This is a genomic window from Variovorax boronicumulans (genome assembly GCF_029892485.1).
In the GTDB taxonomy this organism is placed as follows: Bacteria; Pseudomonadota; Gammaproteobacteria; order Burkholderiales; family Burkholderiaceae_C; genus Variovorax; species Variovorax boronicumulans_B.
Window position 1 is genome coordinate 63,139 of record NZ_JARXVG010000005.1, and the last position, 13,636, is coordinate 76,774.

Genomic DNA, 13,636 nt, shown 5'->3' on the forward strand with positions numbered 1-13,636 from the left:
AGCGCCCACGACCGACAACCCCGAGGCCGGCCGGCGGTGGATGATCCGCCCGGTATGCGGCCTCGCCGCGAAGGATCACGCATGAAAGCTCCGCAGCAAGCACCCACCCGCATCACCCGCGCCTGGCAGATGTCTGCCCTGGCCGTCGCCACCGCCCTGCTTGTGGCCGGCTGCGGCGAAGCCGCCAAGCTCGCCCCGGAAGTCACGACCGGGCCGCGTCCGCAACTGGTCGAGCCGAACAAGACCCTTATTCCCACCGTCAACGTGGCGACCGCCATCGGCTGGACCGACGCCGCCACGCCCACCCCCGCCGAGGGCCTGAGGGTGACCGCCCTGGCGCGCGGGCTGGAGCATCCGCGCTGGGTCTACACCCTGCCCAATGGCGATGTGCTCGTGGCCGAGAGCAACAAGCCGCCCAAGCCCGGCGGCAGCAGCGACGGCGGCAGCGGCCCGGTCGCCAAGATCCGCAACTGGGTCATGGGCAAGGTCATGGCCCGCGCCGGTGCCGGCGTGCCCAGCCCGAACCGCATCACCTTGCTGCGCGATGCCGATGGCGACGGCGTGGCCGAGGTCAAGCAGGTCTTCATGACCAACCTGATGTCGCCCTACGGCATGGCGCTGGTGGGCAACGAGCTCTTCATCGCGAACGCCGATGCGCTCGTGAAGGTGCCCTACGCCGAAGGCCAGACCTCGGTGAAGGTCAATCCCACGCTGGTCACGCAGTTGCCAGCGGGCATCAACCACCACTGGACCAAGAACGTGATCGCCAACGCCGACGGCACCAAGCTCTATGTGACGGTCGGCTCCAACAGCAACATCGGCGAGAACGGCCTCGCAGCCGAGGAGGGCCGCGCCGCGATCTGGGAGGTCGACGCCAAGACGGGTGAAAAGCGCCTCTTCGCGAGCGGCCTGCGCAACCCCAACGGCATGGGCTGGGACCCCGACACCAACGCGCTGTGGACCGTGGTGAACGAGCGCGACGAGATCGGCAGCGACCTCGTGCCCGACTACCTCACCTCGGTGAAGGAGGGCGCGTTCTACGGCTGGCCCTGGAGCTACTACGGCGGCATCGTCGATGCGCGCGTGACGCCGCAGAACCCGGAGATGGCGGCCAAGGCCATCGCACCCGACTACGCGCTCGGCTCGCACGTCGCGCCGCTCGGCATGACCTTCTCGCACGCGCGCGGCATGCCGCCGGAGTTCGCGAGCGGCGTCTTCATCGGCGAGCACGGCTCGTGGAACCGCAAGCCCAAGTCGGGCTACAAGGTGGTGTTCGTGCCCTTCATCGGCGGCAAGCCGAGCGGGCCGCCGGTGGACATCCTCACCGGCTTCCTCACCGCCGACGAAAAGGCGCAGGGCCGGCCGGTGGGCGTGACGCTCGACAAGAGCGGCGCGCTGCTGGTGGCCGACGACGTGGGCAATGCGGTGTGGCGCGTGTCGCGCGCGAAGCCGCAGTAATCAGCGAGGGCCTCAGCGCTGCGGCCGGGCGATGCGGAAGAGCCGGTGCCGGCGCAGCGGATGGCCCTCGGGCACCAGCGGATGGTCGAACGCACCGGCCACGTCCTCGCGCATGCCGATGCGCTCCATCACCGCGGCCGAGCGCAAGTTGCCGACCGCGGTGAAGGCCACGATCTCGTCGAACCCGAGCCGCTCGAAGCCGACCTGCAGCGCGCCGCGCGCCGCCTCGGTCGCGAAACCCTGGCCCCAGGTGTGGCGCGCAAGGCGCCAGCCGATTTCCACGCACGGTGAAAAGGGCAGCGTGGCCAGCGGCACGTTCAGCCCTGTGAAGCCGATGAATTCGCCCGTGGCCTTGTGCTCAACGGCCCAGAAGCCCCAGCCGTTCTCGGCGATGCGGGTCCTGCCGCGCTCGACCATCGCATCGCTGTCGGCGCGCGTAGGCAGCGGCAGCAGGAATTCCATGACCTGCGGATCGGCGGCCATCGCGGCGAAGGGCGTGCAGTCGCTCTCGCGCCACTGACGCAGGCGAAGGCGGTCGGTGTCGAATTCGATCAGGGGAGCAGGCATCCGGCGATTGTGAGCGATCGCACATACATCACGTCGTGATGTAATCTGGGCTCCTCCGAACGCCACCGCGCGCAAACACCCTCGTCATGACTGCTGCTTCCCACCCCCCGCGCGGCGACTTCGCCCTCAACGCCCGCCTGCTGCGCATCACCGCCATGGCCATCGTCATCGGCGCCATCAGCACCGTGGCCGCGCGCGTGCTGCTCGACCTGATCCGCTTCTTCACCAACCTGTTCTTCTTCCAGACCTTCTCGCTGGCCGACCGCTCGCCGGCCACGCACACGCTGGGCGCCTGGGTCATCGTGGTGCCGGTGATCGGCGGGCTCATCGTCGGGCTGATCGCGCGTTATGGCTCCGACAAGATCCGCGGCCACGGCATCCCCGAGGCCATCGAGGCGATCCTGTTCGGCAAGAGCAAGATGTCGCCGAAGGTCGCGCTGCTCAAGCCCCTGTCCTCGGGCATCGTGATCGGCAGCGGCGGGCCGTTCGGCGCCGAGGGGCCGATCATCATGACGGGCGGTGCCATCGGCTCGCTGATCGCGCAGTACTTCCACCTCACCGCCGCCGAGCGCAAGGCGCTGCTGGTGGCGGGCGCCACGGCCGGCATGACGGCGGTGTTCGGCACGCCGGTTGCCGCGGTGCTGCTGGCGGTGGAGCTGCTGCTGTTCGAGCTGCGCCCGCGCAGCCTCTTGCCGGTGGCCGTGGCTTGCGCGGTCGCCGGCTTCACGCGGCCTCTGTTGATGGATGCAGGCCCGCTGTTCCCGCTGCAGACGGCCGTGCCCGGCCCGCTTGCGATGTTCTCCTGCGTGATCGCCGGCCTGCTGTGCGGCGTGCTCTCGGCGTCGCTCTCGATCTCGCTCTACAAGGTGGAAGACCTGTTCGGCAAGCTGCCGATCCACTGGATGTGGTGGCCCGCCATCGGCGGCCTGGCGGTGGGCATCGGCGGCTACTTCGAGCCGCGTGCGCTGGGCGTGGGCTACGACGTCATCGGCGACCTGCTGCACAACCACCTCGCGCTCGGCGTGGTGGCCGCGCTGCTCGCGGTGAAGGCGGTGATCTGGGTCATCTCGCTGGGCTCGGGCACCTCGGGCGGCGTGCTCGCGCCGCTGCTGATGATGGGCGCGGGCCTGGGCGTGGTGCTCTCGCATGTGCTGCCCGGCAACGACCCGATGCTGTGGCCGCTGGTCTGCATGGCCGCCACGCTGGGCGGCGTGATGCGCGCGCCGCTCACCGCCACCATCTTCGCCTTCGGGCTCACGCACGACAGCAATGCGCTGCTGCCGCTGCTGACCACCTCAGCCGTCGCTTATGGCTTCACCGTGCTCACGATGCGCCGCTCGATCCTCACCGAGAAGATCGCGCGCCGCGGCTATCACATCTACCGCGAATACGGCATCGATCCGCTGGAGCGCCATTCGGTGGAAGAAGTGATGACGCGCGAGGTGCGCAGCATCGATGCCGCACTGCCTGTGGGCGAGGCGCTCGCGCAGTACTTCGGCGAGGGCCAGGCGCACCGCGCCTACCCGGTGCTGCGCGGCAACGCGGTGATCGGCATGGCCGACCGCGCGATGCTCGCAGCATTCAGCGTGGGAACGGTGGGCGATGCCTGCACCGGCTCGGCGCCGCTGTTCGCGCTCGCGGGCGAGAACTGCCGCGTGGTGGCGACGCGCCTCGCGCGCCACCGGCTCGAGCGGCTGCCGGTCGTGAAAGATGCGCAGTCGCTGGCGCTCGTTGGTCTTGTGGCGCGCAGCGACCTCATCAAGCCCTCGCTCGCGCACTTCGACGAAGAAGAAAAGCGCGAGCGCATGCGCGGCCTGCCCTGGCAGGCCTGAGTCAGCAGCGCGTCAGAACCCGGCCAGCACCACCTTGCCCTGCGCCTTGCCGCTCTCGATGAGCGCATGCGCGCGCTGAAGATTCGCGGCGTTGATGGTGCCGAAGCTCGCATTCGCCGTCGTGCGGATGCGGCCCGCATCGACCAGCGCGGCCACTTCGGCCAGCAGCTTGCCTTGCTCGGCGATGTCGGGCGTGGTGAAGCGCGAGCGCGCGAACATCATTTCCCAATGCAGCGAAATGCACTTGGTCTTCAGCGGCATCGCGTCGAGCACCTTCATGTCGTCGATCACCGCGAGCTGGCCTTGGGGCTTCAGGCTCTCGATGATCTGCGCGTAGTGCTGCTCGGTCTGCGTGAGGCTGGCGACCATGTCGACCTCGCCGATGCCTGCGGCCTTGAGCTCGGCGGCGAGCGGCTTCGAATGGTCGATGACCACGTGCGCACCGAGCGACAGGCACCACTCGCGCGTTTCGGGGCGCGAAGCGGTGGCGACGACGCGCAGTTGCGTGAGCTGGCGCGCGAGCTGGATGAGGATCGAGCCCACGCCGCCGGCACCGCCAGTGATCAGCAGCGTCTGACCCGAACCGCCGCCCTTGGGCACCTGCAGGCGGTCGAACAGCAGTTCGTACGCGGTGATCGTGGTCAGCGGCAGCGCGGCGGCCTGCGCGTCGTCCAGACTCTGGGGCGCGATGGCGGCGATGCGCTCGTCCACCGCGTGCAGCTCCGAATTGGCGCCGGGGCGAATGATCGAGCCCGCGTAGTACACGCGGTCGCCGACCTTGAAGTTCTGCACGTCACTGCCGATGGCTTCGACCGTGCCGACCGCGTCCCAGCCCAGCACCTTGGCCTGCCCGGCTTCGGGCGCGGTGTTCTTGCGGACCTTGGTGTCGACCGGGTTGACCGACACCGCCTTCACGCGCACCAGCAGGTCGCGCGCGCCGGGCACGGGCGCGGGCAGTTCGATGTCCTGCAGCGATTCGGCGTTTTCGATGGGAAGGGGTTGGTAGTAGCCGATGGCTTTCATGACGGGGACCTTTCTGAAACGATGCCTCGACTGTAGGATGGCAACGGGCATTTGATAAGCCGGGATCCAACAGCAACACTTTCAAATGAAGATTGAAAATACCTCGGACCTGCAGGTGCTCGTACAGACCGCGCGCGGCGGCACGCTCACGGCCGCCGCCCATGCGCTGGGCATCACGCCTGCGGCTGCCAGCGCGACGCTCAAGCGGCTCGAAACGCAGCTCGGTGCGCGCCTCTTCGAGCGGTCCACGCGCGCGATGCGCCTCACGCCGCAGGGTCAGACGCTGCTCGATTACGCGGTGCGCGCCTTCGAGCTGCTGGACGAAGGCGAGTCGCTGGTCACGGCCGATCGCGGCGAACTGGTCGGCACGCTGCGTGTGGCGGCGCCCTCGGACCTCGCCCGCAGCACGCTGCTGCCGTGGTTCGATGAATTCCTTGCGCTGCACACGGGCGTGCAGCTGTCGCTGTCGGTCGGTGACCGTCCGCTGGACGTGATGCGCGACGAGGTCGACGTGGCGCTGCGCTATGGCGCGCTGGCCGATTCGCGGCTGGTGGCGCGGCCGTTCGCGATGACCAATCCGCTGCTGACCGCATCGCCCGAGTACCTGCGCCGCCATCCCGCGCCGAAGATGCCGCAGGATCTGTTGCACCACAACTGCCTGATCTTCAATCGGGGCGGGCGGCGGCATCGGGTCTGGCGGTTTGCGCAGAACGGGCAGTGGACGGAAGTGCGGGTGAACGGCAACCGCAGCGTGGACGACGCCTCGCTGGCGCGGGAGTGGGCGGTGGCGGGGCATGGCATCACGCTGAAGTCGGCGCTCGATGTGCGTGATGACATCCGCAGTGGGCGGCTGGTGCACCTCATGAGCGACTGGCAGACGGAGCCTTATCCGCTGCATGCGCTGCTGCCTAGTGGGCGGTTTGTGCCGGCGCGGGTGAGGGCGTTGGTCGACTTTCTTGCGCTCAAGTTCGAGGGGCTGACGAGGGGGGGGGTGAATTTTTTGAGGCTGCTGGCCGGGTCTCGGCCCGGCGGCCGACCTACTTTTCTTTGCTTCGCCAAAGAAACGTAGGCAAAAGAAAGGCGACCCTGCTGTGTGCGACCCCTTCGCTGCGCTACGGGGCAACCTGCGGTGCTCGCGTTTCGCGGGGTCTCGCAGAACTCGCTCCACTTCGTTCCGCTCAGACAGCTGCGAGCCCTGATCCGCGAAACGCTCCGCTCCTCGGCGCACACAGAAGGGCTTCGGGGCGGGCCATCGCTTTGCTCGGCCCTCTGATTTCTTTCGGGCCTTCGCTTCGCTCGGCTTTGGATTTTCTCCCTCTCCCCTTGGGGAGAGGGCTGGGGTGAGGGCAGCGGCGGTCGAACGCCGCGCGCTCAAATCATCGGCGTGACCGCCCCATCCATCGCCACGATCGCCCCCGTCACATAGCTCGCCTTCGGCGACGCGAGGAACACCACCGTGTTCGCAATCTCTTCCGGCGTTGCGATGCGCCCCAGCGGCAGCCGCGCGGTGGCGCGCTTGAGCGCCTCGTCGGTGTCGATGCCCTGCAGCTTCGCATCGGCCTTCATGCCTTCCTGCAGCCTTGCGGTCAGCGTGAGGCCGGGGTTCACCGCGTTCACGCGCACGCCCTTGGCCGCATAGGCGGCGGCCATGCCGGCGCTCACCAGCATCAGCGCCGCATTGGCCGCGCCGCCGGCCATGTGCACGGGGCTGGCGACCTTGCCGCCCTGGCCGATCACGTTGACGATCGCGCCGCGGCCGCGCTGGCCCATGCGCTTGACCACGGGGTCGATCATGTGGATGTAGGTGAAGTACTTCGCATCCATCGCGTCGTGCCACGCGGTGGGGGTCAGGTCGTCGGGCGGGGTGCGGCGGGCGGCGCCGGCCGAGTTGACGAGCACGTCGACCGCACCGAACGCCTGCTCGGCCGCATCGAGCGCGGCCACGGCGCTCGCGGGGTCCTTGAGGTCGGCGGCATGCACCGAGACCCGGCCCTTGGCCTCTGCGAACGCCTCGATCAGCGTCTCGCGACCCTGCTCCAGGTTCTGCAGGTCGCGCGAGACGAGGCTCACGCGCGCGCCTTCGCGCAGGAACCCCAGCGCGCAGGCCAGGCCGATGCCTTTGCTGCCGCCGGTGATGAGAACGTGCTGGTCCTGGAGCTGGAGATCCATGAAGGTCCTTGAAAGGGTGGTTGAAACGATTCGCCGGCGGCGATTGAAGCACCGCGGCGAAACCCCTGCACGGACGTGGCTGTCCGGGCGTCCGGGTCAGTGCGCTGGGCTGGCGCGGCGCTGCGGCATCTCGGGCTCCAGCGCGCTGTGCGCGGTGTCGACCGCGTCGCGCAGTTGGCCATGGCGGTCGTGGTGCGCCAGCAACTGGCGCGCGCGTTGCCAGCCCGACAGGCGTGCGGGCGGCACCTCGATGTAGGAAGCCAGCGCGAACAGCGACGACTGTTCCTGGTCGGGGGAGGCCTCGCGTTCCTGCTGGCGCAGGCGCAGCGGCGCCATCATCAGCATCGCGCCCAGGATCAGGCCGATCACCACCGCGTACAGAGCCAGCAGGTGCAGCACCTCGGGCTGCGAGCGCGCACCCAGCACGTAGGGCCACGCATACCAGATGGCGCAGAACCAGATGGCGACGGTGACCGCCGGCCGCAGCACGCGCAGCCACAGGTACATGGCCAGCGTGCGTGCCGGCGAGCGGCTGTTGCCGTAGGCGCGCAGCGGCATGCGTGCGGCGTCGATGATGGGCGCTTCGCCCTTCGGCTGGCCCCACGACCGGCTTCGCGCCGGGGGCGGTGCGTCGGCATAGGCGTCGGCTTGAAGATCGATTGCATGGGCATTGGATTCATGGGGCATCGGAGACTCCTCGGTCAGGGCTCGTCCACACCGCGCGTTTGCCGCGACGGCGTATCAGAGCTTTGGGTAAAGCGACGACGGTGGCCGCCATCGTGATGGTCCAGAAAGCGATCGGGTACCAGATCGTTCCGGCGAAATAGCGCAGCAGGTCCTTGTCGTAGCGGCGGTCGATCCACAGGCTCACGAGCATCTGCAGGATGCAGGTCATGGCCAGCAGCGTCCCCTGCCAGTGCGGCAGCAGCGCCGAATGCCAGGGCGAGTCTTCCGGCAGGAAAGGCCGCGCAAGGCCGATCGCCAGCACCAGCGCCATGGCATAGGCCCAGACGACGCTGACCATGTACTCGGCGAACACCAGCCACATGCGCCAGTGGTGCGGGCGCAGGATGCGCGGCGTGTAGCGCAGCATGGTCTGGATGCCGCCCACGGCCCAGCGCAGGCGCTGCTTCCAGAGGCCGCGCAAGGTCTCGGGCATCAGGATCCAGCACAGCGCGCGCGGCTCGAAGCGCAGCTTCCAGCCGGCCAGCTGGAGCTTCCAGCTCATGTCGATGTCCTCGGTGAGCACGTCGGGGCTCCAGAAGCCCACGTCGATCACCGCGCGGCGACGGAACATCGCGAGCACGCCCGAGACGGTGAACAGCGTGCCCACCAGCTGCTGCGAGCGCTTGATGAGGCCGATGATCGAAGAGAACTCGCCCACCTGCATGCGGCCCAGCAGCGTGGTGCGGGTGCGGATGCGGGGGTTGCCGGTGACCGCGCCGATGCGCTCGGAGCTGAGCATCGGCTGCAGCATCCAGGCGATGGCATTCACGTCCACGAGCGCATCGCCGTCGATGCCCAGGATGTATTCGCCGCGCGCCAGCTGGCAGGCGGTGTTCAGGCCCACGGCCTTGCCCTGGTTGCTGGCGTTGTGGATCACGCGCAGGCGGGTGTATTCCGTCGTCATCGCGTCCAGCAGTTCGCCGGTGCCGTCGGTGCTGCCGTCGTTCACCGCGATCACCTCGTAGTGCGGGTAGCGCGTGCGCATCAGTTGCTCGATCACCTCGCGCAGGTGCGGCGCCTCGTTGAAGCAAGGCACCACCACCGTCACCAGCGGATGGAAGGGGAGCGTCTCGAGCGGATCGACGTCCGTATGGTTCCCGCGCTCGAACACCCAGGCATGCGAGAGGCCGCCGGCCATCCACACATAGGCCATGAAGAACGGGTAGTAGAAGACGAAGCCGAACAGCAGCGGCGGCAGGTTCTGCGAAAGGGCTTGGAGCGTGGTCATGGCGAGCCGGTTCTTTCTGCCGTCGACGGAGACGGGATTTCCTGGCGCACGGGGCGCGACAGCAGGGTTCGGACCGAGATGGCGCGGCGCACCACGTCCAGCGAGGGTTGGTTGTTCAGGAAGTCGTCGGGGTAGTAGCCCAGGTGCCGGATGCCCGCGCGCTGGAGCAGCGTCCACTGGCGCGCGAGCTCTTCGTCGGGCACCGGCTCGCCGGTGTGCCAGTCGCGCGCCTGCAGTTCGAACACGGTGCCGTCGAGGCCGCGCGGCGTGTCGGCTGCGCGGCGTGCCAGCCGTGCCAGCCATGCATCGCTCTCTGCCCGATTCTTGGCTTCGCGTTCCATGCGCGGCATGGCCATCAGGCCCACGTAGTCGTAGGCGGCGAGCGCGTTCTCGTAGTTCTGCGCGAACCACTGTTCCGCCGCGGGTTCGAGCACCGGGCGCGCGTAGAGGCTGCGCGCGGTCTCCAGGCCCGGGCGCCACACGCCGATGCGCGCCGCGAGTTCCTGCGTGAAGCCGGTGAGGTAGCGCGTCTTGGCCGTGGTCCAGCGCGCCATCAGGGCCGGATCGGCGCGGATGGCAGCCACGTCGGGCGGCAGGCCCCAGCTGGCATAGGTGGCCAGTGCGGCGGGGCTCGCGTCCTCGTCGTCGGAGAGCATCGCGTCGTCGTGGAACAGCAGGCCCTCGAAGAAGGCGTGGCGGCCCAGGTCTTCGTAGAGGTCGCCGACCAGCGTGCGCACCGCAGGGTCGAAGGGCGACAGCCGCTGGTAGCGGTCGGCCGGCACCGTGCCGTCCTGCGTGCGCACCGTGTGGGTGGCGAGCGGGTTGGAGCCCGGCAGGCGGAAGGCCATCACCGGCATCCAGGCGTAGACCTTCACGCCGGCGCGGCTGCGCAGTTGCCAGGCCGCGCGGCTGAACAGGTCGGCGCGCATCGGCAGGTGGCGGTTGGGAAAGTACAGCGCGTCGGCCACGCCGTCGCCGTCGGGATCGGCATAGGCCTGCAGGAACACCGAGCGTGGGCGCACCGCCGCCACGCGCTCCACCAGCGCCGAGAGGTTGCGCTCCTGCTGGGCCGGGTCGGGGTCGTAGACGTAGTCCAGGTCCACGTGCATCACGCGGTTGATCGGGCGCCCCTCGCCGCCCACGGGGCTGCGCAGGAGGCGCGCGTACTCGGGGGCCTCGTTGTCGTAGGCCGCGAGCGCGCGGCGGATGCGCGAGAGCGGCACGGCCGCGGTGTTCGGCCCGTCGTCCAGCGTGAGGGTGACGGGCATGCCGGCGCGCTCGGCGGCCTTGAGCACCGCGTCGTTGTACGCGCCGTAGGGCCACACCATCACGCGCACCCTGGCGCCGGTGCGGGCCTCGATGATCTCGCGGCTGCGGCGCAGGTCGGCCTCGACGCGCCGGGCGTAGGCGCCGTCGTCCTCGTAGCGGCCGGTGGCCGCGTCGTAGCGGTGCGTGGACGCGGCGGGCAGCATGTTGCCCTGCGGGTTGGCCAGGATGCCGGTGTGCATCGCATCGCTGTGGCTCGCGAGTTCGACCAGGCCGGAGCGCGCCATCTCGGCCGCCTCGCTCCAGCGCAGGAACTCTTCACGCCGTGCGGGCTTGTCGCCCCAGTGCACCAGGCTGCCCTCGGGCACCTCGAGCCAGCTGCTCACCAGCGCCAGCACCGCCGGATAACGGTAGCGCTGCAGCAGCGGGAACACCTTGGTGTAGGCGCTCTTGTAGCCGTCGTCGAAGGTCAGCAGCACCGGTTTGGCGGGCAGCGGCGTGCGGCCCGCACGGGCGTCGACGATCTGCTGCAGGCTCACCGGGTGGTAGCCGCTGTACTGCAGCCAGGCGAACACTTCGGCGAGCGAGCGTTCGTCCACGGCGGTTTCGTCTGGCGAGGTCTCGAAGCTGGCGCGCACATTGGTGCGCACGTCGTGGAAGGACAGCACGCGAAAGCTCACGCCGTCGTCCGGGTCGGCAGGCGGCAGCGGTTGCGCGAGCGCCGGCAGCGCGAGCGCCACCAGCAGCCAGAGCATGGCTGCGCGCAAAAAGGAGAGGGGATTCATCGGCAGCTTCACGGCAGGGGCATCGAAAGGTTCAGGAAGACGCCGCGCTGTCGTTCGCGCACGCCGTCGTAGGGATGGCTGGAAATGCTCACGCCGTAGCGCAGCGTCATGCGCGGGCCGAGGTCCCAGCGGTGCTCGTAGCGCACGCTCCAGAGCGGGCCGGTGCCGAAGCCCGCCTGCCGGTAGCCGCCGCCGCTGACTTCGACCGCCTGGAAGAACTGGCGCTCGTCGCTCTTCCAGTTGAGCCATTGCGCGCGCACCGCAAGCTGCGCGCTCGCATCGCTGGACGGGCTGAAGTACGCAACGTCCTGCGCGCGGCCGCGGCTGGCATCGACGCCCAGCTTCGTCTCGAGCTGGAAGCGCGGCGTGCTGATCCAGCGCTCCCGCCAGCTGAAGTCCACGCCGTTGCGCAGGTTGCCGTCGCTGAAGTCCAGCTGCTTCCAACCGAGGTCGAAGCGGCGCGATTCGTTCACCACGTAGCCCACGCTGGCACCGGCCTCGCGCGCGCCGACGCCCGTGACCTTCGCCTTCCACGGCAGTTCCTTGCTGTCGCCGTCGTAGGTGGCCGACAGGCGCCATGCATCGCCCGCGCGGTAGTCCACGCGGCCGGCGACGCTGGTGCGGTAGGGGCCGCCGTTGCCGCGCTGCACCTGGCCTTCGGCCAGCCAGCGGCCCTGCTCCCAGCGCAGGCCCAGGCCTGCGCGTGCGCGGTTCGCATCGCCGATGGACGTGTCGCCATGGCCCAGGGACTGGTCGTAGAAGACGCGCCACTGGTCGTCGATGAGCCCCGAGCTGAGCCGGCTGTCGACGCGCCATTCGCGGTTCGCGAGGGCGCCGCCGCCGGTCGATGCGCCGGCTTCGACCTCCAGTTGCGGGCCGGTGATGGCGCGGCGCTTGCGCGCGAGGTTGCGCACCTCGGCGTCGTCGCCCGCATCGGCCTCCAGCGATTCGGCGCGCCGGCGGGCTTCGGCGAATTCGCCGGCGTCCATCAGGGCTTCGACATGGCCGGCGCGCGCGCTGATGTCGAAGGGCGCGTCGGCGGCCTGCGCCTCGAAGCGCGCGACGGCGGCCTCGGGGTGTTCGCGCAGCCGTTCGGTGACCCCGGCGCCGTAGGCGTAGCCGGCGTTCAGCGGGGCTTCGCCGGTCAGCGTCGTGAAGCGTTGCTGGGCGAGCGTGGGGTTGTCGCTGTAGAGCGCCAGCAGGCCGCGCATGCCGTTCACGTCGGTGTACTGGCTGTTGGGCCGCCGGGTTTCCGGCGCGAGCCGCAGGTAGGCGGGCGTGGCTTCCTCGATGCGCTCGAGCAGTGCCTCGGCTTCTTCGAAGCGGCCGGTGTCCTGGTAGGCGTAGACCAGCCCGAAATGGCTTTCGGCGGGCATCTGCAGCGCGGGGCCGGCCTTGGCGATGGCGGCTTCATACAGCGGCACCGCATCGACCGAGCGGCGCTCCTGCGCGAAGGCGCGGGCGGCGGCCGCAAGGCCGTAGGACGGCAGTTCGATGCCGGCGGCGTTCAGCGTGCCGTAGAGCGCGATGGCGTCGGCGGGACGGCCGCGTTCGACCAGCGCGAGCAGGCGATCGGACTGCAGGCGAACGCGCACCGCGTGCCATTCCGGCGCGTCGGCGGGCGGGGCGGCGGCGGCCGCCGCATCGAGCCGGCTCAGCGCGGCCTCCTGGTCGGCCAGCACGCGGTCCAGGGCGACCACGCGTGCGGGGCCCAGCCGTTCGTCGCGCTCCTTGATGGCCCAGCGCAGCCGCTGTCCCAGCGCCTGCTGTTGCAGCGTGGCCAGCGCCAGGGCTGAAAAGCTGCCCGGTTTCGCGCGCTCGGCCGCTTCGGCGTCTTCGTACGCGGACGATTCGGCGCCGCTGTCGGCCAGCAGGAAGTCGGTCTCCCGGCGCAGGTCGGGCCGATCGGGCCTGAGCACGCTGGCTTCCGAGTAGGCGGACATCGCCTGCAGCGTGTCGCCGCCCGCCCGTGCCACGGCCCCTCGCAGTTCCAGCAGCGCGACGCGGTCGGCCAGTTCGGTCGGCATGGGCTGCGCGAGTTCGCGGTACAGCGCCTGTGCGCCGGCGATGTCGCCGCTGTCCAGGCGCCAGAAGGCTTCATGGATGCGGGGCTCGCGCGCTGTGGGCTGCCGGGCGCGCCACGTGGCCACGGTTTCGCCCTGCAATGCGAGATCCTGGGTCCGTCGCGCCGCAATGGCGAGCGGACCCAGTGCGTAGTCACGCAACTGGCCAGGCGGGAACTGCCTGCCCAGCGCCACGGCCTCGGCGAACCGGCCGTCGCCAGCCGCGATGGCGATGGCATCGGAGGCCAGGCGCCGCCGTGCGGCGTCGTCCAGCGCGCCCGGCGGGAGGGCGAGCCAGTCCTTGAGCTGCTGCAGCGCCTGCGCGGACGTGATGCGTCCGGCGCGCCGCTCGACGATCAATGCGTCGTGCTGCCGCGGGTCGTAGCCCACCGCACTGCGCTCGGCGGCGGGCGGAGTCGCGACGGCGGATTGCGCATGCGCCTGGGACACGCCCAGGGCCAGCACGCAAACGATCGGCGGCAAGCCTCGCGCAATGCAGGCGAGGTGTAGCGACAACGA

General features: G+C 69.8%; 10 protein-coding genes. 3 read left to right on the plus strand and 7 right to left on the minus strand.

The features are described 5' to 3' along the window. The first annotated feature begins 81 nt into the window (after positions 1-81). On the plus strand, positions 82-1,458 hold the full coding sequence (locus tag M2282_RS13260) for a PQQ-dependent sugar dehydrogenase (protein ID WP_280809241.1): 1,377 nt from the start codon (positions 82-84) through the stop codon (positions 1,456-1,458). 12 nt (positions 1,459-1,470) lie between these two features. Here M2282_RS13260 and M2282_RS13265 read toward each other — a convergent pair whose 3' ends face one another. Then, positions 1,471-2,025 carry a GNAT family N-acetyltransferase gene (locus M2282_RS13265; protein WP_280809242.1) on the minus strand — a complete coding sequence of 185 codons (555 nt, stop codon included), beginning with the start codon at positions 2,023-2,025 and terminating at the stop codon, positions 1,471-1,473. 86 nt (positions 2,026-2,111) lie between these two features. On the opposite strand from M2282_RS13265, the gene M2282_RS13270 reads away from it, so the two are divergent. Beyond that, the gene (locus M2282_RS13270) at positions 2,112-3,857 is read left to right on the plus strand and encodes a chloride channel protein (RefSeq protein WP_280809243.1); all 1,746 of its coding nucleotides are present in this window, start codon (positions 2,112-2,114) and stop codon (positions 3,855-3,857) included. Positions 3,858-3,869: 12 nt separating this feature from the next. Here the strand turns inward: M2282_RS13270 and M2282_RS13275 are convergent, their stop codons facing one another. Next, a complete protein-coding gene (locus tag M2282_RS13275; RefSeq protein ID WP_280809244.1) occupies positions 3,870-4,880 on the minus strand; it encodes a zinc-binding alcohol dehydrogenase family protein in 1,011 nt (336 codons plus the stop codon). An 85-nt stretch (positions 4,881-4,965) separates the two neighbouring features. Between M2282_RS13275 and M2282_RS13280 the strand changes: the two genes are divergently transcribed. After that, positions 4,966-5,949: a LysR family transcriptional regulator gene (locus tag M2282_RS13280; RefSeq protein ID WP_280809245.1), complete on the plus strand. Its 984-nt coding sequence runs from the start codon at positions 4,966-4,968 to the stop codon at positions 5,947-5,949. A 302-nt stretch (positions 5,950-6,251) separates the two neighbouring features. Here M2282_RS13280 and M2282_RS13285 read toward each other — a convergent pair whose 3' ends face one another. The 5 genes from M2282_RS13285 to pgaA all read right to left on the minus strand — a co-directional run bounded on the left by M2282_RS13285 (position 6,252) and on the right by pgaA (position 13,600). After that, the gene (locus M2282_RS13285) at positions 6,252-7,049 is read right to left on the minus strand and encodes an SDR family oxidoreductase (protein WP_280809246.1); all 798 of its coding nucleotides are present in this window, start codon (positions 7,047-7,049) and stop codon (positions 6,252-6,254) included. A gap of 96 nt (positions 7,050-7,145) precedes the next feature. Then, positions 7,146-7,736, minus strand: coding sequence for a poly-beta-1,6-N-acetyl-D-glucosamine biosynthesis protein PgaD (gene pgaD / locus M2282_RS13290; RefSeq protein WP_280809247.1), 591 nt, complete (start codon positions 7,734-7,736; stop codon positions 7,146-7,148). After that, complete coding sequence (gene pgaC / locus M2282_RS13295; RefSeq protein ID WP_280809248.1) at positions 7,726-9,003, minus strand: poly-beta-1,6-N-acetyl-D-glucosamine synthase; 1,278 nt, start codon at positions 9,001-9,003, stop codon at positions 7,726-7,728. Before pgaC ends, pgaD begins: the two co-directional genes overlap by 11 nt. Then, entirely contained in the window at positions 9,000-11,054 is a 2,055-nt protein-coding gene (gene pgaB / locus M2282_RS13300; RefSeq protein ID WP_280809249.1) for a poly-beta-1,6-N-acetyl-D-glucosamine N-deacetylase PgaB, read from the minus strand. The genes pgaC and pgaB overlap by 4 nt, the downstream gene beginning before the upstream one ends. 8 nt (positions 11,055-11,062) lie before the next feature. After that, positions 11,063-13,600 carry a poly-beta-1,6 N-acetyl-D-glucosamine export porin PgaA gene (pgaA, locus tag M2282_RS13305; RefSeq protein ID WP_280809250.1) on the minus strand — a complete coding sequence of 846 codons (2,538 nt, stop codon included), beginning with the start codon at positions 13,598-13,600 and terminating at the stop codon, positions 11,063-11,065. Between the last annotated feature and the right edge of the window lie 36 nt (positions 13,601-13,636).